The sequence below is a fragment of the Streptomyces sp. NPDC050806 genome (genome assembly GCF_055586425.1).
Genome location: NZ_JBVJIF010000002.1, coordinates 123,916 through 148,626, shown reverse-complemented (window position 1 = coordinate 148,626; position 24,711 = coordinate 123,916). Strand labels below are relative to the sequence as shown.

21 protein-coding genes are annotated in these 24,711 nt (G+C 72.2%); 11 read left to right on the top strand and 10 right to left on the bottom strand.

The features are described from left to right. The first annotated feature begins 121 nt into the window (after window positions 1–121). From ACZ6WH_RS06105 to ACZ6WH_RS06095, 3 genes are all read left to right on the top strand, one after another. Window positions 122–1,399, top strand: coding sequence for an exo-beta-N-acetylmuramidase NamZ family protein (locus tag ACZ6WH_RS06105; RefSeq protein WP_469726438.1), 1,278 nt, complete (start codon window positions 122–124; stop codon window positions 1,397–1,399). Window positions 1,400–1,524: 125 nt separating this feature from the next. Further along, entirely contained in the window at window positions 1,525–2,847 is a 1,323-nt protein-coding gene (locus ACZ6WH_RS06100; RefSeq protein WP_469726436.1) for an MFS transporter, read from the top strand. A 125-nt stretch (window positions 2,848–2,972) separates the two neighbouring features. After that, window positions 2,973–4,301, top strand: coding sequence for a serine-threonine protein kinase (locus ACZ6WH_RS06095; RefSeq protein ID WP_469726435.1), 1,329 nt, complete (start codon window positions 2,973–2,975; stop codon window positions 4,299–4,301). 73 nt (window positions 4,302–4,374) lie between these two features. Here the strand turns inward: ACZ6WH_RS06095 and ACZ6WH_RS06090 are convergent, their stop codons facing one another. Then, the gene (locus ACZ6WH_RS06090) at window positions 4,375–7,194 is read right to left on the bottom strand and encodes a penicillin acylase family protein (protein ID WP_469726433.1); all 2,820 of its coding nucleotides are present in this window, start codon (window positions 7,192–7,194) and stop codon (window positions 4,375–4,377) included. A 210-nt stretch (window positions 7,195–7,404) separates the two neighbouring features. On the opposite strand from ACZ6WH_RS06090, the gene ACZ6WH_RS06085 reads away from it, so the two are divergent. From ACZ6WH_RS06085 to ACZ6WH_RS06075, 3 genes are all read left to right on the top strand, one after another. Continuing rightward, window positions 7,405–8,016, top strand: coding sequence for a hypothetical protein (locus ACZ6WH_RS06085; RefSeq protein ID WP_469726431.1), 612 nt, complete (start codon window positions 7,405–7,407; stop codon window positions 8,014–8,016). 231 nt (window positions 8,017–8,247) lie between these two features. Next, window positions 8,248–9,612, top strand: a complete 1,365-nt coding sequence (locus ACZ6WH_RS06080; RefSeq protein WP_469726430.1) for an L-lactate MFS transporter — start codon at window positions 8,248–8,250, stop codon at window positions 9,610–9,612. Then, entirely contained in the window at window positions 9,609–9,722 is a 114-nt protein-coding gene (locus ACZ6WH_RS06075; protein ID WP_432852266.1) for an MFS transporter small subunit, read from the top strand. Before ACZ6WH_RS06080 ends, ACZ6WH_RS06075 begins: the two co-directional genes overlap by 4 nt. Window positions 9,723–9,766: 44 nt before the next feature. Here the strand turns inward: ACZ6WH_RS06075 and soxR are convergent, their stop codons facing one another. Next, complete coding sequence (gene soxR / locus ACZ6WH_RS06070) at window positions 9,767–10,273, bottom strand: redox-sensitive transcriptional activator SoxR (RefSeq protein ID WP_432864196.1); 507 nt, start codon at window positions 10,271–10,273, stop codon at window positions 9,767–9,769. 81 nt (window positions 10,274–10,354) lie between these two features. On the opposite strand from soxR, the gene ACZ6WH_RS06065 reads away from it, so the two are divergent. Beyond that, window positions 10,355–10,816, top strand: coding sequence for a MaoC family dehydratase (locus tag ACZ6WH_RS06065; protein WP_362216387.1), 462 nt, complete (start codon window positions 10,355–10,357; stop codon window positions 10,814–10,816). Between the two features lie 7 nt (window positions 10,817–10,823). Here the strand turns inward: ACZ6WH_RS06065 and ACZ6WH_RS06060 are convergent, their stop codons facing one another. Both ACZ6WH_RS06060 and ACZ6WH_RS06055 read right to left on the bottom strand, forming a co-directional pair. Next, window positions 10,824–11,453 carry a TetR/AcrR family transcriptional regulator gene (locus tag ACZ6WH_RS06060; protein WP_432852269.1) on the bottom strand — a complete coding sequence of 210 codons (630 nt, stop codon included), beginning with the start codon at window positions 11,451–11,453 and terminating at the stop codon, window positions 10,824–10,826. Between the two features lie 171 nt (window positions 11,454–11,624). Next, window positions 11,625–12,779, bottom strand: a complete 1,155-nt coding sequence (locus ACZ6WH_RS06055; RefSeq protein WP_469726429.1) for an acyl-CoA dehydrogenase family protein — start codon at window positions 12,777–12,779, stop codon at window positions 11,625–11,627. Between the two features lie 114 nt (window positions 12,780–12,893). On the opposite strand from ACZ6WH_RS06055, the gene ACZ6WH_RS06050 reads away from it, so the two are divergent. Further along, on the top strand, window positions 12,894–13,526 hold the full coding sequence (locus tag ACZ6WH_RS06050; protein WP_432852275.1) for a TetR/AcrR family transcriptional regulator: 633 nt from the start codon (window positions 12,894–12,896) through the stop codon (window positions 13,524–13,526). Between the two features lie 105 nt (window positions 13,527–13,631). Then, complete coding sequence (locus tag ACZ6WH_RS06045; RefSeq protein WP_469726428.1) at window positions 13,632–14,636, top strand: urea transporter; 1,005 nt, start codon at window positions 13,632–13,634, stop codon at window positions 14,634–14,636. Here ACZ6WH_RS06045 and ACZ6WH_RS06040 read toward each other — a convergent pair. The 6 genes from ACZ6WH_RS06040 to ACZ6WH_RS06015 all read right to left on the bottom strand — a co-directional run bounded on the left by ACZ6WH_RS06040 (window position 14,611) and on the right by ACZ6WH_RS06015 (window position 22,448). Next, the gene (locus ACZ6WH_RS06040; protein ID WP_469726426.1) at window positions 14,611–15,993 is read right to left on the bottom strand and encodes an MFS transporter; all 1,383 of its coding nucleotides are present in this window, start codon (window positions 15,991–15,993) and stop codon (window positions 14,611–14,613) included. The two genes, ACZ6WH_RS06045 and ACZ6WH_RS06040, sit on opposite strands and share 26 nt — an antisense overlap. Before the next feature lie 211 nt (window positions 15,994–16,204). Further along, window positions 16,205–17,302 (bottom strand): Zn-dependent alcohol dehydrogenase, encoded by a 1,098-nt coding sequence (locus tag ACZ6WH_RS06035; RefSeq protein ID WP_469726424.1) that lies wholly within the window; start codon window positions 17,300–17,302, stop codon window positions 16,205–16,207. A 109-nt stretch (window positions 17,303–17,411) separates the two neighbouring features. After that, window positions 17,412–18,830, bottom strand: a complete 1,419-nt coding sequence (locus ACZ6WH_RS06030) for an aldehyde dehydrogenase family protein (RefSeq protein WP_469726423.1) — start codon at window positions 18,828–18,830, stop codon at window positions 17,412–17,414. 100 nt (window positions 18,831–18,930) lie between these two features. Continuing rightward, entirely contained in the window at window positions 18,931–20,193 is a 1,263-nt protein-coding gene (locus tag ACZ6WH_RS06025) for an MFS transporter (RefSeq protein WP_432852287.1), read from the bottom strand. 33 nt (window positions 20,194–20,226) lie between these two features. Continuing rightward, window positions 20,227–21,669: a CitMHS family transporter gene (locus ACZ6WH_RS06020; protein WP_469726421.1), complete on the bottom strand. Its 1,443-nt coding sequence runs from the start codon at window positions 21,667–21,669 to the stop codon at window positions 20,227–20,229. 173 nt (window positions 21,670–21,842) lie between these two features. Further along, on the bottom strand, window positions 21,843–22,448 hold the full coding sequence (locus ACZ6WH_RS06015) for a TetR/AcrR family transcriptional regulator (protein ID WP_469726419.1): 606 nt from the start codon (window positions 22,446–22,448) through the stop codon (window positions 21,843–21,845). Between the two features lie 139 nt (window positions 22,449–22,587). Between ACZ6WH_RS06015 and hmgA the strand changes: the two genes are divergently transcribed. Both hmgA and ACZ6WH_RS06005 read left to right on the top strand, forming a co-directional pair. Beyond that, the gene (gene hmgA / locus ACZ6WH_RS06010) at window positions 22,588–23,913 is read left to right on the top strand and encodes a homogentisate 1,2-dioxygenase (RefSeq protein ID WP_469726418.1); all 1,326 of its coding nucleotides are present in this window, start codon (window positions 22,588–22,590) and stop codon (window positions 23,911–23,913) included. A gap of 19 nt (window positions 23,914–23,932) precedes the next feature. After that, complete coding sequence (locus ACZ6WH_RS06005; RefSeq protein ID WP_432852298.1) at window positions 23,933–24,682, top strand: GntR family transcriptional regulator; 750 nt, start codon at window positions 23,933–23,935, stop codon at window positions 24,680–24,682. Window positions 24,683–24,711 lie beyond the last annotated feature (29 nt).

Below are 24,711 nucleotides of genomic sequence, written 5' to 3'. Positions count from 1 at the left end.
CCAGTCGGTATGTCGCTGCGGAAGCCCCCGGGACGCAGCCGTACGGGGCAATACCCCGGCGGCGGGCGGCCCGGCGCATTAGCGTGCAGGGCACACAAATTCCGATCCCGGAGGTGTGCGCATGTCCCTGTCCAGAAGAAGCCTGCTGGCCGTCACCGGCGCGGTGGGTGCCGCGTCGGCGGCGAGCGCCGTCCCGGCCGCCGCCCACTCCCCCGCCGTAGCGCCGCGCGGTCCCGGCCACCGCGTACGGACCGGCTTCGACCTGCTCGCGGCCGACGGCTACGCGCTGCTGTCCGGGAAGAAGGTCGGCATGGTCACCAATCCGACCGGCGTCACCCCGGAAGTCGAGCACATCGTGGATGTGATGCACGGGGACGAGCGGGTGCGGCTCACCGCGGTCTTCGGGCCCGAGCACGGCTTCCGCGGCACGGCGCAGGCGGGCGGCTCGGAGGGCAAGCACGACGACCCGGCGACCGGGCTGCCGGTGTACGACACGTACCAGAAGAGCGGGAAGGCGCTGGCGGACATCTTCACCGAGTCCGGCGTCGACACGGTGGTCTTCGACATCCAGGACGTGGGCGCGCGCTTCTACACCTACATCTGGACGCTGTACGACTGCATGGTGGCGGCGGCCATGGCGGGCAAGCGCTTCGTGGTGCTGGACCGGCCGAACCCGGTGACCGGCCGGTCCGCCACCGGCCCCGTGCTGGACAAGAAGTACGCCTCGTTCGTGGGCCGGGAGCCGATCGCGCAGGCGCACGGGATGACGGTGGCGGAGCTGGCGCTGCTGTTCAACGACCGGTTCGTGCCCGCGGCGGCCGGCAAGAAGGTGCGGCTGGACACCGTGCTGATGAAGGGCTGGCGGCGGGGCGACTTCTTCGACGCGACCGGGCTGCCGTGGGTGCCGCCCAGCCCCAACATGCCCACCGCCGACACCGCGCTGGTCTACTCCGGCACCTGTCTCTTCGAGGGCACCAACCTCTCCGAGGGCCGCGGCACCACTCGCCCCTTCGAACTCCTCGGCGCCGAGGGCATCGACCGGAAGTGGGCGGCGGCGGCCAACGCCGAGCGGCTGCCCGGTGTCCGCTTCCGGGAGGCGTACTTCGCGCCGACCTTCTCCAAGTTCCAGGGGAAGACGATCGGCGGGGTGCAGCTGCACGTGCAGGACCGGGCCGCGTTCGACCCGGTGCGCACCGGCATCGCGCTGCTGGTGACGGCGAAGAAGGTGTGGAAGGACTTCGCGTGGCGGGCGGACCACGGCATCGACCGGCTGGCCGGCACGGACAAGGTCCGCACGATGATCGACGCGGGCGCCGGTACGGAGGAGGTGGTGGGCGCCTGGCAGACGGAGCTGGCGAAGTTCCGCGCACTGCGCGCGCGTTACCTGCGCTATCGCTGAGAGCGCGTCACCTGCGCCACCACTGAGCGGGCCGGGCGGAAAGCCGTCGGGCAGCCGTCTCAGCAACCGAGACCACACGTCCCACCTATTGACTGCCCAGTACAACGACCGTGAGCATGCGGCTCGTGCACAGCGAAGCGACAGCAGAAGAGACCACGGCCGGCGCCGCCGCGCCCGACGGCAGTCCGGAGAGCCTGCGGCGGGTGGCCGTGGCCTCGTTCATCGGCACGGCCATCGAGTTCTACGACTTCTACATCTACGGGACCGCGGCCGCGCTCGTACTGAACCAGGCGTTCTTCCCGACCCTGGACCCGGTCAACGCGACCCTGGCCTCCTTCTCCACCTACGCGGTGGCGTTCGCGGCCCGCCCGCTCGGCTCGATCGTCTTCGGGCACTTCGGCGACCGCGTGGGGCGCAAGTCCGTACTGGTCGTCTCGCTGCTGCTGATGGGCCTGTCCACGGCGTTCGTCGGCCTGCTGCCCGGCTACGCCACGCTGGGCATCTGGGCGCCGGTCCTGCTGATCCTGCTGCGTTTCGTGCAGGGCATCGGGCTGGGCGGCGAGTGGGGCGGCGCGGCGCTGCTCGCGGTCGAGCACGCCCCGAAGAAACGCCGCGGGCTCTACGCCGCCTTCCCGCAACTGGGGCCGTCCGTCGGATTCTTCGCCGCGACCGGCATCTTCTGGCTGCTCTCCTCGTCGCTGGCCGACGGGGCGTTCCGGTCCTGGGGCTGGCGCATCCCGTTCCTGCTGTCGTTCCTGCTGGTCGCCGTCGGCCTGTTCGTGCGGCTGAAGATCAGCGAGACGCCGGTCTTCGCGAAGGTGATGGACGCGCAGGAGGCCAGCAAGGTCCCCACCCTGGACGTGATCCGGGGGCACTGGCGCGAGCTGCTGCTCGGCTCGGGCGGCATGATCATCGCGTACGGGCTGTTCTACACCGCGACGACGTACTGCCTCTCCTACGCCACCGGCACGCTCGGCGTCTCCCGCAACACCATGCTGGGGCTCTCCCTCGTGGCCTGCCTCTTCCTGGCCGCCGGCACCTGGCTCGCCGCCACCCGTTCCGACGGCGCCGGCCGCCGCAAGCTGATCCTGGCCGGGTGCGGTCTCGCGGTCGTCTGGGGCCTGATCCTCTTCCCGCTGCTGGACACCGGGTCGCCGGTGCTGGTGGCCCTGGCCCTCGGCGGCGCGCTGTTCTGCATGGGCGTGGTCTACGGGCCGATGGGCGCTTACCTGCCCGAGCTGTTCGGCACGAAGGTGCGGTACTCCGGCGCCTCGCTCGCGTACAACCTCGGCGGGGTGCTGGGCGGCGCGGTCTCCCCGCTGATCGCCACCCGCCTGCAGTCCGCCTTCGGATCCTCCTCCGTCGGCTGGTACGTCTCCGCGATGGCCGTCGTCTCCCTGCTGTGCGTCCTGGCGCTGCCGGAGACCCGGGAGCGCGAACTCGCCTGACCCGGGGCCCGGCGGTACGCCGCCCCCGGCTTCCGGTACGACACCCGCCTCCGTCGTCCTGCGTATGGCGGTGACGGCCGTTGCGCAGGACGATCGCTGCACGAGTGGCAGCGAAAGGGGTCGTCATGGCGGGTGTCGGGGTGCGGCCGTACTGGGAACTCACATTTGACGCCGACGGGGACGTCGAGCGGCGGCAGCGGGACGCGCTGGTGGCGGGCGCGGTACGGGAGCGGCTCACCGATCTCGTGGTGTTCTCGCACGGGTGGAACAACGACCGGTCGATGGCCACCCGCCTGTACACGCGGTTCTTCGAACCCTTCCCCGAGCTGCTGGTGGACGGGCGGGCCCGGGTGGGGTACGTGGGTGTGCTCTGGCCGGCGCTGCGCTTCACCGACGAGCCGATCCCCGACTTCGATCCCTCGGCCCGGGCCCGCGCCACCGCCCGTGCCGCGGCCGCGCCCGAACCGGAACTGACGGACGCGCTGCGGCAGCAGCTGGCGGCGGCCTTCCCCGGCCGCGAGGTGGTACTGGACCGGATCGCGCAGCTGCTGGCGGAGCGGCCCGACGCCCGCTCGGCGTTCGACGAGTTCGCGCGGCTGGTGCGGGAGCTGATCGCGGTGCCGGAGGACAGCCCCGACCTCCAGTACGCGGCGGACAGCGGGGACGGCACGCCGGGCATGCTCACCGACGACGCGCTGGAGGTCTGCGAGGTGCTCACGGCGGCGCTGCGGTCGGCCGGCGCCGGGGTGTGGCCGGGCGAGGCCGTGGACGCCGAGCGGCAGCCGCTGTTCGGCGGCGGGCTGACCCGGCTGTGGAACGGCGCGCACGAAATGCTGCGGCAGGGCGGCTACTACGCCATGAAACGGCGCTCCGGCACGGTGGGCCGACTGGGACTGGGCCCGGTGCTGGGCAAGCTGGCGGACGGCGCGCCGGCGGTACGGGTGCACCTGGTCGGCCACTCCTTCGGCGCCCGGCTCGTCTCGTACGCGCTGAGCGGGCTGCCGTCCGGGGCGCGGAACGTGAAGTCGGTGACGCTGCTACAAGGGGCCTTCTCGCACTACACGTTCGCCGCGCGGCTGCCCCACGACCGGGACCGCTCCGGCGCGCTGAACGGCGCGCAGCGGCGCATCGACGGCCCGCTGGTGGCCTGCCACTCCGCACACGACGACGCGCTCGGCACGTTCTACCCGCTGGCGTCGAAGCTGGCCGGGGACGCGACGAGCTTCCTCGGCCTGTTCGACCGCTGGGGCGCCCTCGGATTCAACGGCATCCAGGCGGTGGACGGGGCGCGGCGGATCCGGCTGGGCGAGGCGGTGCCGGCGACGGGCTGCGTGAGCGTGGACGCCTCGGCCGTGGTCCGGCGCGGCGGGCCGCCGGCCGGCGCGCACAGCGACATCTGCCACCCGGAACTGGCCCGGGTGGTGCTGGAGGCGGGCCGGATCGGCCGGGACTGAACGGCGCGCGCATACGGGCGCGGTGCGCGGAGCCCCCACAGCTCCGCGCACCGCGCCGCTCGCCCCGGGCCCCCTAGCGGTGGCTCGGGAACTCCACCACCTGCTGGTAGGTGGGCCGGTTCTGCCAGCTGATGGGGTCGTGCGTGAGGCCGCCGACCGCGCGCTGGATGATCGCGTCGGAGCACCACTGGTCGCCGGCCTTGCAGGAGTCGTCACCCGGGTAGACCTGCTCGGCGGTCTTCGCGGCCGCCTCGCGCAGCGTGTCGACGAGGGTGTCGTGGCAGGCGCTCAGGTCACCGTTGCCGCAGTACCGGTCGGCCAGTCCGCCGCGCACCTTCTCGCCGAGGACCGCGCGCAGGTCCTTGTCGGCGTAGGACCACCAGCCGTACTGGAAGGCGGAGCCGGCGTGGCTGCCGGTCGGCCCGTGCCCGGCCGAGGGCGACTCGTCGACGGTGATGTTGGCCTTCAGCGCGTCGTAGAGGCCGTTGCCGAGGCCGGGCTTGAACGCCTTCTCGATCATGAGGGGCCACCAGGCGTCCATGATCCGTACGGCGTCGGAGTGGGCGTACGTCTTCGACCCCGGGGTGGTCTCGCGGCGCTGCGCGCCGTCCTTGCGCCAGGCGTCCAGCTGCTGGACGGCGGTCCGGACCTTCGGGTCGTCGACCGGCGCCGAGCGCAGCACCTTCAGCAGCTCCGGCAGCACGTCCTCGCCGCGCAGGTCGGTGACGGCGGCCTCGCTCATCGCGCGGGTCAGGGAGGCGCGGGTGACGCCGCCGTCCCCGACGAGGTCCTTCACCCGGTCGTCGAGCAGGTTGCCGCGGTGCACGGAGCCGTTGCCGAAACCGGCCGAGTCGTACTCCTTGGCCTGCTTGTTGTTCCAGGAGATGTAGTAGTCCTGGCCGACCGACTGCGGGTGCTGCGAGGGCGGTGTGTAGGCCGAGGTGTTGGCCTTCGGGTCCCAGTCCTGCCACTCGTACGCCTTCTCGGCGCGCACCGGGAGGGACGGGTCGACGTCCGGGTTGCGGACGGGGTTCAGGCCGCTGTTGTAGTACGCGATGTCCTTGGAGTCGGCGTAGAACCAGTTGAACGCGTAGCCGATGTGCTGGGCGGCCTGCTGGAAGGACTTGGCGTCCTTGACGTAGGACGGGTCGTTGAACATCTGGAAGCCGATGATGGAGTCGGCCTCGTGGCGGTAGGTGGAGCGCTGCGCGGTGTAGGCGACGGGCTTGCCGTCGACGGTCGCGCGGTGCGTCACGACGCCGAAGTCGGTGCGGTAGACCTGCATCCGGTAGGACCCGGCGGCCGTGGGGTCGGCGACGGTCGGCTTCCAGGAGTTGCTGCGCTCCAGCTTCTCCATGGGGACGCAAGTGCCGTCCTTGCGGTAGCCGGTGGAGTCCTTGGTGGGCGCCGAGCCGTCGGTGTTGCACAGGTCGACGGCGTAGGTGTCGGTGATGTCCTGGCTCGCGGAGGTGGCGCTCCAGGCGTAGTCCTGGCCGCGGCCGAGCTGGACGTACATGCCGACGCCCGCGAAGGAGGCGCCGCGGGCGCTGATGCCCGGCCCCTGGATCTCCTGGAGCATCAGCAGCTGCGGGGCGAAGTACCCGGTCTGCGGGCCGAAGACGGCGACCGGGTTGCCGGAGGCGGTGTGCTTGCCGGAGACCAGCAGGGCGTTGGACATGCCGCGGTGCTGGGTGGTGTCGAAGCTGCCCTTGGGGAGCACGCCGTCCTGGAAGACGCCTTCGAGGGGCTTGAGCTTCTTCGGGGTCTTCACCTCCGCCTGCGGCGGGTCGCTCTTGGCGGTGGCCGCGCCCGTCCGGTCGTACACCAGCGGTTCGGCGGTGACCGAGCCGCGGTCGGGCAGCGCGGTCCCCTTGGCGTTCTTCGGCTTGGCCGCGTACGGGAAGGACTGGCCGTCGTGGAGCGTCATGGCCGCTTCGGGGTCGTTGCGTTCCCGGAAGGACTCCCAGACCTCGGTACCCTTCTCGACGCCGTACTTCTGCTGGGCGGAGAGCAGCGCGAGGGCCTGTGGCACCTCGCCGCCGCCCCCGTTGCCGAACAGCCCGCCGACGACGGAGGCGAGGGCGATGAGGTCGGTCAGCTCGAAGGGCTTGATCTCCCCGGCGTTGGTGATCGCGTCGACGTGCCCGGTGAGCACGTACTCGCCGGGGAAGTAGCGGCCCTTCTTGGACTTCTCGCGGTAGGCGTTGATGCCGTCGACGTACGCCTGGGCGTCCGTCATGGCCTGCTCGCCGCGCGGGCCGTTGTTCTTCCGGATGGACTCGACCTGGTCCTTCAGGTCCTGCTCGGTGTACGGGGCCTTGGGCCAGAACTCCTGCTCCAGGCCCTGGTTGGCGAGGGCGCCGCCGGCGAATGAGGTCAGCTCGCCGCGGCCGATGTGCCGGAAGAGGTCCATCAGCCACAGCCGGTCCTGGGCGGCGGCGTAGCCCGCGCCGTACTCGGTGCCGTAGCGGGTGGTGCCCTTGATGTGCGGGACGCCCGTCTTCTTGTCGCGAGTGATCGTGACGTCGTCGCGGGGCTGGGTGACCTTGCCGACCTGGTCCTCGGGGACGCCGAAGGAGGCGTCGTTGAAGAAGTTCTTCAGGGTGTCGTCGGTGAGCGACTGGTGGCCGCCGTTCAGCGCGTCGTAGGGGCCGAGCTGGTCGGAGGCGTGGGCCGGGCGGGTGCCGAAGACCTTGTTGCCGAGGATCTCGGCGAGGGTGGCGTTGCCGTTCTCGCCGGGCGGCAGGATGTCGGCGCACTGGCCCTTGCAGTGGTCGGCGGGGGCGGGGTCCGCGGTGGCCGCCGCGGCGGGGAGGGGCGCCAGAGCACTGGCCCCCAGGGCGAACACTGCTGCCAGGGCGGCAGCGGCGCGCCTTCCGGTACGTCGTCGCATTCCTGCTCCTTGGGAGGCGGGTGCGCAGGAGGTTACCGGCGGTAAAGGCGCGACGGAAGATGAACAACAGTCAACTTTCATTCAACCCACAAGCCCCTTGCGGCACATGGCCAACAGATGCGATGGGCACGTCAGTTCGATGGATCCGGACGGCGGTCCGCTACGTCCATTCCATGTCCAGTCGGGTCCTCCCCACGGAGGTGGGATGAATTGGCCGGTTTCAGAGCTCTCGCCGAACAGGTCCGCAACCCCCGTCTCGTCGCGACCCAGCGGCGGACAGCACTGCGCAAGTGCCTGGAGCGGTTCGCCCCCTACGGGCACCGCGCGACGTGGCACCACCTGTGCACCCGCGCAGGCATCGGGACGCAGGACCGCAACCCCGACCCGGGCCGGCTCGTGGCCGCCCTGGCGGAACTGGAGGAAGCACGTAACCTCTGGCTCGCGTACGAAGAGGATTTCGCCGCCCGCAGGCGGCGCGAGAAGCACGACGGCATCCGGCAGCCGGGTGCCCTGCACGAATGGCACCTGCGCACCTGGGGAGGGTGCGACATCGTGCCGTGCGAGTCGCCGGACCGGCACCCCACGGCCCGCCTGGCGGACGTCCTGCGCCGGGTGATCGCGGCCATGGAGTCGGGCCGGGCGCGCGAGGACTGCCCGGTGTGCGGCGGCCACCGCTTCGTCTGGCAGGCCGACGCCGAGCGCCCGATGGCCGGACCGGTCTGCCAGGAGTGCGGCGTGGTCACCCCGGCCGCGGTCCTGACGGCGGCGACGCTCTCCGCGGCCCGCCGGGCACGCACGGAGCGCGCGTTCGCGGCGGCCTGAGCGGCGCACCCGCCGCCGACGCCGGGGCCACGCGCCCTCGCACGGATCACCGCGCGGGACACACCGGGGGCCGCTTTCGGGACGGGGGACCCGAAGGGCCGACGCGGCACGGCCGCACCGGGCACGGGGGACCCGCCGGTGGCCTTTTCCCGCCGCGCCGGACGGGCTTTTTTGGTTGATTCTTTGACGAGATCTTCCCCTGGCTCGCCGGGCGGCACTACGTTCACCTGCATGCTCGCGCTCGCCCGTTCCGCCACCGTCGCCCCGCCGGGCTGGAGCCGCTGGCTCGTACCGCCGGCCGCGCTCGCCATCCACCTCGCCATCGGCCAGGCCTACGCCTGGAGCGTGTTCAAACCGCCCCTGGAGTCCTCCCTCGGGCTCTCCGGCACCGCCTCCGCGCTCCCCTTCCAGCTCGCCATCGTGATGCTCGGCCTGTCGGCGGCGTTCGGCGGCACGCTCGTCGAACGGCGCGGGCCGCGCTGGGCGATGCTCGTCTCCACCGTCTGCTTCTGCTCCGGCTTCCTCGTCGCCTCGCTCGGCGCCGCCACCGGCCAGTACTGGCTCGTCGTCCTCGGCTACGGCTTCATCGGCGGCATCGGCCTGGGCATCGGCTACATCTCCCCCGTCTCCACGCTGATCAAGTGGTTCCCGGACCGCCCCGGCATGGCCACCGGCATCGCCATCATGGGCTTCGGCGGCGGCGCCCTGATCGCCTCGCCCTGGTCCAGCGGGCTGCTGGACGCGCTGGGCACCGACTCCGCCGGCATCGCGCAAACGTTTCTTGTGATGGGGCTGGTGTACGCGGTCTTCATGTCGCTGGGCGTGCTGCTGGTCCGCGTACCGCCGGACGGCTGGCGGCCCCCGGGCGCCGCGCCCGCCACGGGCGCGCCGCGCGCCCTGGTCACCACCGCACAGGTCTCCGCCCGCAACGCGCTGCGCACTCCGCAGTTCTGGTGCCTGTGGGTCATCCTCTGCATGAACGTCACGGCCGGCATCGGCATCCTGGAGAAGGCGGCGCCGATGATCGCCGACTTCTTCGCGGACACCTCGACGCCCGTGAGCGCGGCCGCTGCGGCCGGCTTCGTCGGCCTGCTCTCGCTCGCCAACATGCTCGGCCGGTTCGCCTGGTCCACCACCTCCGACCTGGTCGGCCGGAAGAACATCTACCGCCTCTACCTCGGCGTGGGCGCCCTGCTCTACCTCGTCCTGGCCACGACCGGCGACGCGTCCAAGCCGCTCTTCGTGGCCTGCGCGGCGGTCATCCTGTCCTTCTACGGCGGCGGCTTCGCCACGGCCCCGGCGTACCTGAAGGACCTCTTCGGCACGTACCAGGTCGGCGCGATCCACGGCCGGCTGCTCACCGCCTGGTCCACCGCCGGCGTCCTCGGCCCGCTCATCGTCAACGCCATCGCGGACTCCCGGCACGCCGCCGGGCACCACGGTCCCGACCTCTACACCACGTCGTTCTTCATCATGATCGGCCTGCTCGTGATCGGCTTCGTCGCCAACGAGCTGATCCGGCCGGTGCATCCGCGCCACCACGAACCGGTGGAGCCGCGGAGTCAGGAGGAACGGGAAGAAGGAGCCGCCCTGTGACCGGCCGCCGCCGCGCCCTGCTCGCCCTCGCCTGGCTGTGGGTCGGACTGCCCTTCGCCTACGGGCTGTACGAGCTGGCGCTCAAGATGACGCAGCTGTTCACCGGCTGACGCGGCCGGTCACGCACCGGCCGTTCACCGGCTGACACGGCCGGTCACGTGCCCGGCCGGCCGCACGCGCCGGCGTCGTCCCGCTCCCGCACCGCCCGGTCGACGCGCAGCCGCCGCGCGCCCGGCCCCTGTTCGCCGAGCTCGTCGTACGGGTTGGAGAGCGTGCACTTCTCCAGGGAGAGGCAACCGCAGCCGATGCAGTCGGTCAGCCGGTCGCGCAGCTCCAGGAGCTGGCCGATGCGCTCGTCCAGTTCGCCGCGCCAGGCCTCGGAGAGCCGGGCCCAGTCCTCGCGGTTGGGGGTGCGCTCCTCCGGCAGTTCGGCGAGCGCGTCCCGGATGACGGCGAGCGGGATGCCGACGCGCTGCGCCGCCCGCACGAAGGCGACCCGGCGCAGCGTGTCGCGGGTGAACCGGCGCTGGTTGCCCGCGGTCCGGGTGCTGCTGATCAGGCCCTTGGACTCGTAGAAGTGCAGGGCGGAGACGGCGGCGCCGCTGCGCGCGGCGAGCTGGCCGACGGTGAGCTCACGGGATAGCTGGGGCACGTCCGCCAGCCTAACCGGCCGGTCCGTTGACAGCGGAGCCTCCGCACAGCAAGCTGAGCAAGCGCTTAGTCGATGAGGAGGCATACGGACATGGCAGACCCCCGAGTGTTCGGTTCGCTGGACGAGCTGCGTGGAGCGGTCGGCGAGGAACTCGGCCCGAGCGACTGGCTGGAGGTCGACCAGAAGCGGATCGACCTGTTCGCCGACGCCACCGGCGATCACCAGTGGATCCACGTCGACCAGGAGAAGGCCAAGGCCGGTCCGTTCGGCACCACGATCGCGCACGGCTACCTCACGCTGTCGCTGCTGCCCGCGCTGGTACCGCAGCTGATGCGCGTCGACAACGTCAAGATGGGCATCAACTACGGCACGAACAAGGTGCGCTTTCCCTCCCCCGTGCCGGTCGGCTCGCGGGTGCGCGCCACCGCGAAGATCGCCGAGGTGACCGAGGTGGCGGGCGGCGTGCAGCTCACCACGACGGTGACCGTGGAGCGCGAGGGCGGCGACAAGCCGGTCTGCGTCGCGGAGTCGGTCAGCCGCTTCTACCTGTAGGGCCGTTCTACGGGCGGCGCGCGCCCACCATGCCCAGCACCAGGTCGGCGTAGAGCTCGCCGACCTGGTCGGGCGTGCGCTTGCCGTCCGCGGTGAACCACCGTGCGACGTCCACGCAGAGCGAGAGCACCGCCAGCGTGGTGCCGGGCACGTCGCGCACGGAGAACTCCCCGGCGTCCGTGCCGTCCTGGATGATCTCCCGCAGCAGCCGGTCGGTCTGCCGTCGCAGGTCGGCGATCTCGGCGTAGTGCTCCTCGCCGAGCGCCTTCAGCTCGTACTGGATGATGCGGGCCGTGGTGTGCCGCTCGGCGTGCCAGCTGGCGAAGGCGCGTACCGCGCGGCAGAGCCGGTCGGCGGCGGTGCCCTCGGCGCCGGCCGCGGCCGCCATGATCTTCAGCGCCCGTTCGTGGCCGGTGACGCTGATGCGGTAGAGCAGCTCTTCCTTCGTCTTGTAGTGGATGTAGAGCGCTGCCGGGCTCATGCCGGCCCGCCCGGCGATGTCGCGGGTGGTCGTGGCGTGGTAGCCGCGCTCGGCGAACGCCTCGACGGCCGCCCCGACCAGCCGCTGGGCGGCGTCCGGGGCCACGCCGGCCCATTCCTCGGCGACCTGGTCCGTCCGCTCCGCCTCCGCACCCATCGCGCACTCCGATCCCGCGGTCCGCCGCGGTCCGTCCGCGGCGGGGCCATCAGATCGAACACCATACCCGCAGAACTGAGCAAGCGCTTAGCGCACGAGGGCCCGGCCGGTCCTCCGAAGACCGTGCCGGGCCCGTGGGCGCTTGTACGTACCGTACGTGCCGCCCTCGGCTCAGAAGGCGGACACACCCGTCAGCGCGCGCCCGATGAGCAGCTTCTGGATCTGGCTGGTGCCCTCGTAGAGCGTCATCACGCGGGCGTCGCGGACCAGCTTGCCGACCGGGTACTCGTCGATGTAGCCGTACCCGCCGAAGACCTGGAGGGCGTTGTTGGCGCAGCGCACCGCGGCCTCGGAGGCGAACAGCTTGGCCTTGGACGCCTCGGTGACGAACGACTTGCCGCGGTCGATGAGGTCGGCGACCCGCCAGGTCAGCAGCCGGGCGGCGTCCACGTCCAGCGAGATGTCGCTGAGCAGCTCCTGGACGAGCTGGTGGTGGGCGATGGTCTTGCCGAACTGGTCGCGCTCGGTCGCGTAGCCGACCGCCGCGTCCAGCGCGGCCTGGGCGATGCCCACGCAGCCGGCGGCGACCGACATCCGGCCCTTGGCCAGCGCGGACATGGCGACGGAGAAGCCCTTGCCCTCGGGGGCGATCATCGCGGACGCCGGCACCCGGACGTCCTCCAGGACCAGCTCGGCGGTCGCCTGGCCGCGCAGCCCCAGCTTGCCGTGGATCTCCCGGCGGGAGAGGCCGGGGGTGTCGGTGGGCACCAGGAAGGCGCTGACGCCCTTGTGGCCGGGCTCGGCACCGGTGCGGGCGAAGAGCAGCACCACGTCGGCCCAGGTGCCGTTGGTGATGAACATCTTCGTTCCGTTGATCACCCAGTCCCCTCCCCCGTCCCGGACCGCGCGGGTGGTGAGGTTGCCCGCGTCGGAGCCGGTGCCGGGTTCGGTGAGGCCGAAGCAGCCGATGGCGTCGCCGGAGGTGAGCCGGGGCAGCCACGCCTGCTTCTGCTCCTCGCTCCCCCAGGCGGCGACGGACTTGCCGACCAGGCCGAGCGAGACGGAGACGATGCCGCGCACGGAGGAGTCGCCCCGGCCCAGCTCCTCGGTGACCAGCGCGTACGCGAAGTGGTCGCCGCCGGAACCGCCGTACTCCTCGGGGATGGTCAGGCCCAGGAAGCCCAGGTCGCCCATGGTCTTCACGATCGCGCGGTCGACCTGTTCGGCGCGGTCCCACTCCGTCGCGTGCGGGGTGACCTCGCGGTCGACGAAGTCCTTGGCGAGCTGCCGGACGGCGGCCTGCTCCTCGGTGAGTTCGAGGTTCATGATGCGTCTTCCTCTGAACGGTGGCAGTGGGGGCGACGGCGCGGGGCCCGTGCGGACGTCCACGCCTTAATTATCACTGCTAGTTTTTCGGCGGCAGCCTCTACTATGTGCGTCATGGCCCGACCCCGCAAGCCCCTGCTGAACCGTGAGCGCATCGTCACGGCGGCCCTCGCACTGATCGACGAGGAAGGCCTGCAGGCGTTGTCCACCCGGCGGCTCGCCGCCGAGCTGGGGGTGAGCGGGCCCTCGCTCTACAACCACTTCACGACCAAGGACGAGATCCTCGACGCCGCGGCCGACATGGTGATCGCCAAGGTCGACGTCTCCGGGTTCGGCCCGGACCGGGACTGGCGGCGCGGCCTGCTGGAGTGGGCCCGCTCCTACCGCGCGGCACTCGCCGCGCACCCGAACTTCGTGCCGTTCCTCGCGCAGGGGCCGGGCCGCCGCCCGGCGGGCCTGAAGATGGCCGACGAGGCGTTCGGCGGCATGGTCGAGGCCGGCTGGCCGCCCGCCCAGGCCACCAAGGTCTGTGCGATGGTGCGGTACTTCGTCGCGGGTTCCGCGCTGGGGTCCTTCGCGCGCGGCTTCGTCGACGACGCGGCCGCATACGATCCGGCCGACTACCCGCACCTCGGCCAGGCCCATCTGCTCGCCGAGCACCAGCAGCAGGTCGACGAGGGCGCCTTCGAATCCGGCCTGCGGGCACTGGTCGACGGCCTCGCGCTGCAGTTCCAGCCGGCCTCCTAGCCGGCCCCGTCCGCGGAATTCACCGACCTCCCCTGTCATCTATTTGTAACGCGCATGTAATATCCGGGACGCCCGTGACGTACCGCGCGCGACAGGAGAACCCACGTGCAGGAGCCGATAACGGACCGGCGGTACTACGCCTTCGTGGTGCGCGTGCTGCGCGGCCAGGCACAGGTCGACTTCCTGCCCAGCGCGCTCGCCGGCCTCGTCTTCACCGTCGCGCTCTGCGCCGCCGGCTGGGAGTACGGCGTCTACGGACTGTGCGGCACCGCGCTGGGCACCGCCACGGCGCAGGTCCTCGGGGTGGCCCGCGACCGGGTCACCGCGGGCCTGGAAGGCTTCAACTCCTGCCTGGTGGCGGTGGGTTTCGCGGCGTTCCTGGGCGCCGGCCACCTCTCCACGGCGCTGCTGGCGGCGGGCGGCTGCGTGGTCGTCACCGTGCTCACCGGAGCCATCGGCACACTGCTGCGCCCCTGGAACCTGCCCACGCTGACCCTGCCGTACTGCCTCTCCGCCAGCGCCATGACCATCGCGGCGCCGGGCTTCACCCGCACCTGGCACCACGACGGCGGACTGGCCGCGCTCGCCCGCCCGGCAGCCGGCCGCACCTCGCTCTCCTGGACCGACCTGTGGCACGCCTTCTTCTCGAACATCGCCCAGATCTTCTTCATGCCGCAGTGGTACGTCGGCGCGCTCTTCCTCGTCGGCATCCTCGTCGCCGACCGCCGGCTGGGCGGACTGGCCTGCCTGGGCAGCGTGGTCGGCATCGTGACGAGCTGGCTGCTGGGCGCCCCCGCGGCGCAGATCGCCGACGGCGGGATGGGGTACAACGCGGTGCTCGTCACGATGGCGCTGGGCGGGGTCTTCCTCTCCGCGGGCGGCTGGTCGCTGGCGTACGCGGTGACCGGTGCGGCCGCCGCGACCATCCTGACCTCGGCGACCGCCGCGCTCTTCGCGCCGTCCGGCGGCCACACCTTCACCTGGCCCTTCGTGCTGACCACGCTGGCGTTCCTGGTGGCGGTGCCGGCCTTCCCCCGGTTGCGGAAGGCCGGCGCGCCGGAAGCCGCCGCGGCGCCGGGCCGCGCTACTCCGCCGGCTGCGGCCGCGTAGCCGGGGCCGCGGCGGCTGCCTCCTCGGCCGCCGCCCGCCGGGCGCGCTTGGCCAGTACCGCGATGGAGGCCAGCGCGACCACCGAGAGCAGGATGATGTAGCCGGAGACCGCCATCGAGGTGCCGCTCGCCTCCAGCAGCAGGACCATGAGGAACGGCGCGAGGCCGCCGCCCAGGACCGCGCTGATCTGGTAGCCGAGCGAGGCCCCGGTGTAGCGCATCTCCGCCGAGAACAGCTCGGCGAACAGCGCGGCCTGCGGCCCGTACATGATGCTCAGGAAGCAGCTGGTGATGAAGGTGCCGACGGCCAGCCACACCAGCGAGGCGGTGTCGATCAGCAGGAACATCGGCACCGCCCAGACCAGCAGCCCGATCGCGCCGAGCGTGTAGACGCGCAGCCTGCCGATCCGGTCCGAGAGCGCGGCCGCGGCCGGGATCAGGGCGAGCTGGGTGAGGCTGACCAGCAGGGAGACGGTCAGTACGGCCGTGCGCTGCATGTCCAGTTCACGGGTCGCGTAGTCCAGTACGCCGGTGATCAGGATGTAGAACGTCGCGGTGTTCACCGCGAAGGAACCGCCCGCCAGCAGGACCGTGCCGAGGTGGTGGCGGAGGATCGAGCGCAGCGGCGAGCGCTGCGTGTCCGCCTGCTTCTCGGCCGCGGCCAGCTGCCGTTCGGCGGCCCGGAACTCCGGGGTCTCCTCGACGCGGGTGTGGATGTACCAGGCGAGGATCAGGACGAGCACGCCGACGAAGAACGGCAGTCGCCAGCCCCAGGCGGCGAACGCCTCGTCGCCGACGGCCGCACCGGCCACCAGGAAGACGCTGTTGGCGGTCACCACGCCGATCGGCACACCGAGCTGCACGAGCGAGCCGTACAGCCCGCGCTTGCCCTCGGGGGCGTACTCGGTCGCCATCAGCATCGCGCCGCCCCACTGGGCGCCGACCGCGATGCCCTGCACGATGCGCAGCGTCACCAGCAGGATCGGGGCGGCGATGCCGATCGTGTCGTACGTGGGCAGCAGGCCGATGCCGGTGGTGGCGAGGCCCATGAGGGTCAGCGCGAGGACGAGCATCGGCTTGCGGCCGCGCTTGTCGCCCAGCTGGCCGGCGATCACACCGCCGATGGGCCGGGCGAGGAAGCCGACGGCGAAGGTCGCGAACGCGGCCAGCACGCCGGCGACCTGACTGCCGGAGGGGAAGAAGGAGTGGCCCAGTACGAGGGCCGCTGCGATGCCGAAGACGAAGTAGTCGTACCACTCGACGGCGGACGCCAGGGCGGCCGCGGTGGCCACCTTGCGGCGGTGCCGGGCGGTGGGCTGCGGGGTGGTGCTCGGTGTCGCGGAGGAGGCCGTGTCCATGCGTGCACGCTCCGAGGGGTGCGGGAAGGGGGGCGGCGCCGTGATTGCGGGTGACCGTACCGACCGGCTGGTACGGGGTCAACGGTCCGCGCAACAGCAGTTTTTACGCCTGCATGGGTGGGCCTTTGCCCAGGTCGGCGGGCGGTTCCGGGCAGCCCGAAGGCCCCCGGGGCGCAGCGCTCCCGGGGGCTCGGCGGCGGGCCTCGGCCCCTCAGAACACGATCAGCGCGCGGCCTCCCTTGCCCGCGAGCATGGCGTCGAAGGCGGCCGGGATGCCCTCCAGGCCGATCCGCTCGGTGACCAGCCCGGAGAGGTCCAGCGCGCCGCTGCGTACGTGCTCGGCGATGACCGGCAGGTCCTTGGCCGGGTCGCTGTTCCCGTAGACGCAGCCGGAGAGCGTGCGGCCGAAGTAGAAGAGCTCCAGGGCCGAGAAGGTCACCTGCTGGTCCTGGCCGCCGACGCCGACAACGGTCGTACGGCCGCCGCGGCGGGTCGAGGACCAGGCGGTACGGATCGTGTCGGCGCGGCCGACGCACTCCAGGGCCACGTCGGCGCCGATGCCGCCGGTGAGCTTGCGGATGGCCTTCGCGCCATCTTTCCGAAAAGACTCGGTGTCGGCCGCCACCAGGAAGTCCGTGGCCCCTGCCGCACGCGCCAGCTCCTCCTTCGCCGGGGAGACGTCGACGGCGATGATCGGGCCCGCACCCGCGATCCGCGCGGCCTGGAGGGTCGCGAGACCCACCCCGCCGACGCCGAAGACCACGACCGACTCGCCCTTGCGGACCTGCGCGGAGTGGTGGACCGCGCCCCAGCCGGTGAGGACCGCGCAGCCGAGGAGCGCGGCCTCGGTGAGCGGCACGCCCTCCGGGAGCGGCAGCGCGGCATGGGCCGCGACCACCGTCTCCTCGGCGAACACCGCCGTGCCCAGGCCCGGGTACAGCTCGCCGCCGCCCGCCCGGGTGGCGTACGGCTTCGCGGCCGCCGCTGCCGAGTTGGCGCACAGCCACACCTCGCCCAGCCCGCAGAAGTGGCAGTCGCCGCAGGACGGGGCCCAGTTGAGGACGACCGGGTCACCGGGCGCGAGGCCGGTGACGCCGTCGCCGACGGCGGTGACGGTGCCTGCGCCCTCGTGGCCGAGCACCGCGGGCACGGGCTGCTTGAGGGTGCCGTTGGACAGCGACAGGTCGGAGTGGCAGACCCCGGCCGCGGCGAGCTTGACCCGGACCTGGCCGGGTCCGGGGTCGGGCAGCTGGATCTCGGCGATCTCCAGCGGGGCGTTGACGGCGGGCAGTACGGCAGCGCGGACCACGGTGCGGTCTCCTCGGTGGGGAGTGCGGTGTACGGGCGGGAACTGCGGGATGGGACCTGCGGGGGAAGGGGCGGGGCGCCGGGCGGGCCGGCGCCCGGGGCGGATCGGGTCAGAGCTGGAGCGACTTGGTCTGGAGGTACTCGGTCAGGCCGTGCGGGCCCAGCTCGCGGCCGACGCCGGACTGCTTGTAACCGCCGAAGGGCGCGAGGAGGTTGAAGCGGCCGCCGTTGATGTCGACCTGGCCGGTGTCCAGCTTCCGGGCGAAGGCCACCGCGGTCTCCTTGTCCGCGGCCCAGACCCCGCCGGCGAGGCCGTAGACCGTGCCGTTGGCGATCTCCACGGCCTCGTCCTCGTCGCGGTACTTCAGGATCGAGATCACCGGACCGAAGATCTCCTCCTGGGCGATGGTCATGTCCGGGGTGACGTCGGCGAAGACGGTGGGCCGGACGTAGTAGCCCTTCTCCAGGCCCTCGGGGGCCTCGGCGCCGCCGGCGACCAGCCGCGCACCCTCCTCCTGGCCCTTGGTGATGAAGCCGCGGACCCGGTCGCGCTGCTTCTCGTTGACGACCGGGCCGAGGCGGCTGGCGTCGTCGTTCGGGTCGCCGGGCAGGTACTTGGCGACGATCTCGGCGGCCAGCGTCACGGCCTCCTCGTACTGGTCCTCGTGGACCAGCATGCGGGTCAGCGCGTTGCAGGACTGGCCGGAGTTGCGGATCACGTCGGCGACGTTGACCTTCACCGCCTTGGCGAGGTCCGCGCCGGGCAGGATGACGTTGGCGGACTTGCCGCCCAGCTCCAGGGCCACCCGCTTGACCGCACCGCCGGCGATCGCGCCGATCTTCCTGCCGACCGCGGTGGAGCCGGTGAAGGAGACCAGGTCCACACCCTGGTGCTCGGCCAGCGCCTGGCCGGCGACCGTACCGAGGCCGGTGACCAGGTTGAAGACGCCGGCCGGGAAGCCGGCCGCGGCCACGCACTCGGCGAAGAGCTGCGCGGTGAGCGGGGTGTCCTCGGCGGGCTTGAGGACGACGGTGCAGCCCGCGGCGAGCGCCGGGGCGACCTTGTTGGTGATCTGGTGCAGCGGGTAGTTCCACGGGGTGATCGCGCCGACCACGCCGACCGGCTCGTGCAGCACGGTGGAGGTGCCGAGCTGCTCCTCGAAGGAGTGCTCGGCGGCGAGTTCGGCGTACGAGGCGGTCACCGCGATGGGCATGGCGGTCTGCACGTTCGTGGCGAAGGCCGTCGGCGAGCCCAGCTCGGCGGTGATGGTCCCGGCGATCTCCTCGGCGTGCGCCTTGAGCTGCTCGACGAGCGCGGCGAGCTTGGCGGCGCGCTCCGCGGGGGCGGTGGCGCGCCAGCCGGGCAGCGCGGCGCGCGCCGCGCGTACGGCGGCGTCGATGTCGGCGGCGGTCCCGGCCGGAACGGTGGCGATCACCTGCTCGTCGGCGGGGTTGCGCACCTCGATGGTGCCGTCGCCCACCGCGTCCCGCCAGGCTCCGTCGATGTACATGCCGTCGTGTGCCTTCATCTGGCGTCCTCCGGTGCGGTTCGGTGCGGGCCATGCGTCGCGCCCCACAAACTATCGGTGCTAGTTTGCGGGGCGCCACCCCCGGCGGGGGTGCGGCGCATCACGCGCCGCTTCTGCCCGAGGAGGACTCGCACGAATCGGACCGGCGTACGGTTCCGGCCCTTCGCCGGGTGCCGCCCGCCTCCTTCGGCGCCCGCAGCGCGACCGCGGCGGACCCCAGCAGGAGCACGCCGAGCAGGACGAACGGCGCGGCGGCACCGGCCACTCCGGCGGCGAGCCCGGCCCCGGCCGGCGCCGCGACCTGGCCGAGACGGTTGCCGGTGAGGCGGAGCGCGAGGGCCGTGGAGCGCGCGTCGTCGGGCGCCGCCTGGACGACGGTGGTCATGGACAGCGGCTGCCCGACGCCGAGGCAGAAGCCCAGCGCGGCCAGGACGAGCGCCAGCGCCCACACCGGCAGCGGCACGGCGATGGCCGCGCACAGGACGGCGGCCGCCGCGCAGGTCGTGGTCAGCAGCACGGTACGGCCCAGGAACCGCAGCATGGGCGTCATCACCAGCCGGCAGGCGATCGTCGCCGCGGCCCGCAGGCTCAGCAGCAGGCCGATGGTGGCGGGCGCGATGTGGTGGGCCTCGCCGACGACCGGCAGGTAGGCGGTGAGGATGTCGGTCGCGGAGAGCACCGAGAGGCTGATGAAGATGCCCGCGGTGACACCGCGCGTACGCAGGATGCCGAGGACCGGTACGCGGCCGCCGGCGGCGCCCGCCGCCGCTCCCCCGCGGGCCGTGTCCCGCCGCTCCAGCCGCCACAGGGCGGTGCAGGCGCAGGCCGCGGCGGCGGCGGAGACGAGCAGGGCCGTGGCGCTGGTGCGGGCCATCGCGCCGTCGTGCTCGGAGATGAGCAGCCCCGCGCCGACCGGGCCGATGAGCTGGCCGAGCGAGGCGCCGATGGTGAAGTGGCCGAAGTTGCGGTCGCGTTCGTCGGGGGCGCTGCGCCGGGCGACGATGGACTGGGCGCCGATCACGAAGCAGAGGTGGCCGAGGCCCATGACGCCGCTCCACGCGGCCATGGCGGGCAGCGAGCCGACCACGCCGCTCAGGGCGCAGCCGCCGGTGATGAGCGCGACGCCGGCCATCAGCAGAGGCGTGCAGCGGCCGTGGTCGGTACGGCGGCCGAGCGGTACGGCCACGAGCAGCGGCAGCAGCGCGTACACACCGGTGATGACGCCGACGGCGGTCTCGTCGGCGCCCAGTGCGAGCGCCCGGTAGGAGACGGCGGGCCGCGCCATGCTCACCGCCGTCTGCGCGAAGGCGAAGGTGAGGACGAGGCGCAGCAGCCAGCCCCTGCCGGGCGTCGGAGCGTTCATGGTCAGGTTTCCGTTCGGATGCCGTTCGGTCGACTAGATGATCCCGTACAGCAGGCCGGCGCCGAGCACGACCAGCGAGGTGAGCGCGGCCCATTTCACCGTGAATTTGGTGTGGTCGGCGAACTCGACCTTGGCCATGCCGACCAGGACGTAGACGGCGGGCACGAGCGGGCTGGACATGTGCAGGGCCTGGCCGACGAGGGAGGCGCGGGCGATCTCCAGGGAGGAGACGCCGTGCGAGGCGCCGGCCTCGGCGAGGATCGGGACGATGCCGAAGTAGAAGCCGTCGTTGGACATGAAGTAGGTCAGCGGGATGCTGAGGACGCCGGTGACCAGGCCCATGTGCGGGCCGAGCGCGTCGGGGACGTTGCCGACGAGCCAGCGGGCCATGTGCTCGACCATGCCGGTGCCGGTGAGCACGCCGGTGAAGACGGCGGCGGCGAAGACCATGCCGGAGACGTTCAGGACGTTCTCGGCGTGTGCGGCGATGCGCGCCTTCTGGTCCTTCATGTGCGGGAAGTTCACGGTGAGCGCGATGGCCGCGCCGAGCAGGAAGAGCACCGGGATGTCCATCACCTGCATGATCAGCAGGGTGAGCAGCGCGATGGTGAGCGCGGCGTTGAACCAGTACAGCTTGGGGCGCAGGGTCGCGCGGTGCGGGTCCAGGCCCTGGAACTCGCCCTCGGCCGCCGGGCCGTGGCCGGCGTCGCCGGTACCGGCGGAGCCGCCGGTGGGCAGCGCGCGGCCGGTGGCGCCGCCCTTGGTGCCGGCGCCCGCGCCGACGAGGACCTGCTCGGTCTCCTTCTCGGTGATCTCCTCGGCGGCGACGGCCTCGGCGCTGCCCGGCTCGCCCAGGGTGAGGGTGCCCAGCCGCTTGCGCTCGCGGCGGCCCAGGACGTAGGCGAGGGCGAAGACGGCGACCAGGCCGGTGGCCAGCGCGGGGATCATGGGGATGAAGATGTCGCCGGCGTCCAGCTTGAGCGCGGTCGCGGCGCGGGCCGTGGGGCCGCCCCAGGGCAGGGTGTTCATCACGCCGTTGGCGGTGGCGGCGACGCCGGTCATCACCACGAGGCTCATCTTCAGGCGCTTGTAGAGGGGGTAGAGCGCCGAGACCGTGATCATGAAGGTGGTGGAGCCGTCCCCGTCGAGGGAGACGATCGCCGCGAGCAGGGCCGTGCCGACGACGATGCGGACCGGGTCGGCCTTGCAGAACTTGAGGATGCCCCGGACGATCGGGTCGAAGAGGCCGACATCGATCATCACGCCGAAATAGATGATCGCGAACATCAGCATCGCGGCGGTCGGCGCCAGGTCGCCGATGCCCTTGATGACGTAGTCACCAAGGTGCGCGCCCTGCCCGACCAGGACACAGAACAGCGCCGGAATGAGTACGAGCGCCGCCATCGGCGACATCTTCTTCATCATGATCAGCACCAAGAAGGTGGCAATCATGACAAACCCGAGGATTGTCAGCATTGGGGGTACCTCACGTTCGCCCTTGAACACCTGCCAGGGGGGTGGCGGTCGAGGCGACGTTAGGGGCGCCCAACTTTTGTTAACAAGACCTTGACGCGCGAGCAATACGAGCAAAACCCCAGGTCAATACGGGGACGCCACTCGGAGTGCACCGAGCGGCCACCCGGACCGGCTCAGTCGAGCACCCGCCCCAGGTACGCCCGCAGCAGCTCCTTGGTCTCCGCGACGATCGCCGGATCCCCCTCGGGCGCGACCCGGAACGCCAGCTGCACGAGCGCGTCCGCCGCCTCCACGCCCACCAGGAACGCGGTCCGCAGCCGCTCGTCGGCCGGGTCCAGGCCGAGCGGCCCGGCCAGCAGCGCCAGCAGCCGGTCCGCCACCCGGTGGTTCGCCTCCCGGGTGGCCCGCGGCGCGGGCACCGTGAACTCCACCAGCGCGAAACCGGGCACCGACCGCTTCATCACGAGGTACTCGTCGACCACCACGTCCATGGCGTACCGCCAGTCCAGCCGGTCGCCGGCCGCCGTCAGCCCGGCGGTGACCCGGTCCGTGTACCCGTCGAGGTTGCGCAGCGCCAGCGCCTCGGTCATCGCGCGCTTGTTGGGGAAGAAGCGGTAGACGGAGCCGATGGGCACCTCGGCGCGGGCCGCCACCGCGCGGGTGCTCAGGTCCTCGTACCCCTGCTCGTCGAGGACTTCGGCGCAGGCGTCGAGGATGCGGGTCAGGCGCTCCGCGCTGCGGCGCTGGACCGGGGCGCGGCGGAGTGACGGGGTATCCACGTACCCATCCTGCCCTCCGGCCGGATTCCCGCGCCGCGCGGTGCGTTCCCCCGGGCGTCCCGTTGACGGCCCCCGCCGCCAATCCTAAGGTCTTGCACAGGATTCCCCGAGGAGTTTCCCCGAGCGGCGGGAGCACGCGATGACAGGCACGGTCGGCGAGCAGGCGCGGAAGACGGCACAGGGGCTGAGTCACTCCCCCGGCTTCGGCAACGAGCATTCCTCCGAGGCCGTGCCCGGCGCACTGCCCCTCGGCCGCAACTCCCCCCAGCGCGCCCCGCTCGGCCTCTACGCCGAGCAGCTGAGCGGCAGCGCGTTCACCGAGCCGCGCGCCCACAACCGCCGCTCCTGGCTCTACCGCATCCGCCCCTCGGCCGCCCACCCGCCCTTCGTGCGGACGGACAACGGCGGCGTACGGGGCGCCCCGTTCACCGCGACCGAACCGGACCCCAACCGGCTCCGCTGGAACCCGCTCCCCGAGCCCCCGCCCGGCACCGACTTCGTCGCCGGCCTGTGGACGCTCGGCGGCAACGGCGACGTGACGCAGCGCACCGGCATGGCCGTGCACCTCTACCACGCCAACGCCCCCATGGAACGGCGGGTGTTCAGCAGCGCCGACGGCGAACTGCTCATCGTCCCGGAGCACGGCGGGCTGCTGCTGCACACCGAGTTCGGGCTGCTCGCCGCCGAGCCGGGGCACATCGCGCTGATCCCCCGCGGCGTGCGCTTCCGTGTCGAGCCGCTGGAGCCGTCGGCCCGCGGTTACGTCTGCGAGAACTACGGCCGCCCCTTCCAGCTCCCCGACCTCGGCCCGATCGGCGCCAACGGGCTGGCCAACCCCCGGGACTTCCTCGCGCCCGTCGCCGCGTACGAGGACGCCGACGGCGAGCACGAAGTGATCAACAAGTACTGCGGCAACCTCTGGTCGGCGACCTACGACCACTCCCCGCTCGACGTCGTCGCCTGGCACGGCAACCACACCCCGTACGTCTACGACCTGCGCCGCTTCAACGTCATCGGCTCGATCTCCTACGACCACCCGGACCCGTCGATCTTCACGGTGCTCACCTCGCCGTCCGACACCCCGGGCCTCGCCGGCGTCGACTTCGTGGTCTTCGCCCCCCGCTGGCTGGTGGGCGAGGACACCTTCCGGCCGCCCTACTTCCACCGCAACGTCATGAGCGAGTACATGGGCCTCATCGAGGGCGCCTACGACGCCAAGGCGGAGGGCTTCGTCCCGGGCGGCGGCTCGCTGCACAACATGATGTCCGCGCACGGCCCGGACCGCGCCACGTTCGACAAGGCCGGCAGCGCCGAGCTGAAGCCCCAGAAGGTGGACGACGGGCTGGCGTTCATGTTCGAGACGCGCTGGCCGGTGCTGCTCACGGAGCAGGCCCGTACCGCCGACCACCTGCAGAGCGGCTACGACGGGGTGTGGCAGGGTCTGGAACGCCACTTCTCTTCATAGCCGCAGTGGGGACAACTCCGTGACGACCTTCGCGCCCGACTCGCTCGCCCTGAACCGCAAGCTCCCGCTGTGGTACCAGGTCTCGCAGTCGCTGCGGGCCTCCATACTGGGCCGCCACCCCGACGCACCGCTGCGGCTGCCCACCGAGGACGCGCTCGCCGCGCACTACGGGGTGAGCGTGCTGACCATGCGGCAGGCGCTGAAGGAACTGGAGACCGAGGGGCTGATCAGCCGGCACCGGCGGCGCGGCACGTTCATCGAGCCGGCCGCGCGGCGCGGCGCCCCCGTCCGGCTGCTGGGCTCGGTCGACGCGATCGTGGCCCAGCAGTCCGGCATGGTCACCAAGGTGCTGGAGCACGGCACGGGCCCGGTCCCGCCGGAGCTGGCCGAGCACTTCCCCGGCCTCGACCGGACCGGCGTCTACCGGCGGCTGCGCAGCGACGAGCGGACCGGCGAGCCCACCAACCACGCCGTCAACCACGTACGCCCCGACCTCGCGGCCCGCATCGACCCGGCCGAACTGGAGCGGCACCCGATGACGAAGGTGCTCCGCGACTCGGTGGGCGTGACGATCAGCCGGATCACCGACACCGTCGAGGCGCGGCTCGCGGAGCCGGAGACCGCGCGGCTGCTGGACGTCCCGCTGCTCAGCCCGATCCTGCACTACACCGGCATCACCTACGACGAAGCGGGCAGGGTGATCGACGTCGCGCGCATCCACTACCGGGGCGACCGCTTCTCGTTCACGGTCACGCTGGACGCGGACTGAGGGGCCGGGCCGGACGGGCCGGCCCGGAG

What these genes read in the sequence shown, in the direction of transcription:
- ACZ6WH_RS06105 (WP_469726438.1), top strand. Translation starts at nt 122, where the DNA reads ATGTCCCTGTCCAGAAGAAGCCTGCTGGCCGTCACCGGCGCGGTGGGT.
- ACZ6WH_RS06095 (WP_469726435.1), top strand. Translation starts at nt 2,973, where the DNA reads ATGGCGGGTGTCGGGGTGCGGCCGTACTGGGAACTCACATTTGACGCC.
- ACZ6WH_RS06090 (WP_469726433.1), bottom strand. Translation starts at nt 7,194, where the DNA reads ATGCGACGACGTACCGGAAGGCGCGCCGCTGCCGCCCTGGCAGCAGTG.
- ACZ6WH_RS06080 (WP_469726430.1), top strand. Translation starts at nt 8,248, where the DNA reads ATGCTCGCGCTCGCCCGTTCCGCCACCGTCGCCCCGCCGGGCTGGAGC.
- ACZ6WH_RS06065 (WP_362216387.1), top strand. Translation starts at nt 10,355, where the DNA reads ATGGCAGACCCCCGAGTGTTCGGTTCGCTGGACGAGCTGCGTGGAGCG.
- ACZ6WH_RS06060 (WP_432852269.1), bottom strand. Translation starts at nt 11,453, where the DNA reads ATGGGTGCGGAGGCGGAGCGGACGGACCAGGTCGCCGAGGAATGGGCC.
- ACZ6WH_RS06055 (WP_469726429.1), bottom strand. Translation starts at nt 12,779, where the DNA reads ATGAACCTCGAACTCACCGAGGAGCAGGCCGCCGTCCGGCAGCTCGCC.
- ACZ6WH_RS06050 (WP_432852275.1), top strand. Translation starts at nt 12,894, where the DNA reads ATGGCCCGACCCCGCAAGCCCCTGCTGAACCGTGAGCGCATCGTCACG.
- ACZ6WH_RS06040 (WP_469726426.1), bottom strand. Translation starts at nt 15,993, where the DNA reads ATGGACACGGCCTCCTCCGCGACACCGAGCACCACCCCGCAGCCCACC.
- ACZ6WH_RS06030 (WP_469726423.1), bottom strand. Translation starts at nt 18,830, where the DNA reads ATGAAGGCACACGACGGCATGTACATCGACGGAGCCTGGCGGGACGCG.
- ACZ6WH_RS06025 (WP_432852287.1), bottom strand. Translation starts at nt 20,193, where the DNA reads ATGAACGCTCCGACGCCCGGCAGGGGCTGGCTGCTGCGCCTCGTCCTC.
- ACZ6WH_RS06020 (WP_469726421.1), bottom strand. Translation starts at nt 21,669, where the DNA reads ATGCTGACAATCCTCGGGTTTGTCATGATTGCCACCTTCTTGGTGCTG.
- hmgA (WP_469726418.1), top strand. Translation starts at nt 22,588, where the DNA reads ATGACAGGCACGGTCGGCGAGCAGGCGCGGAAGACGGCACAGGGGCTG.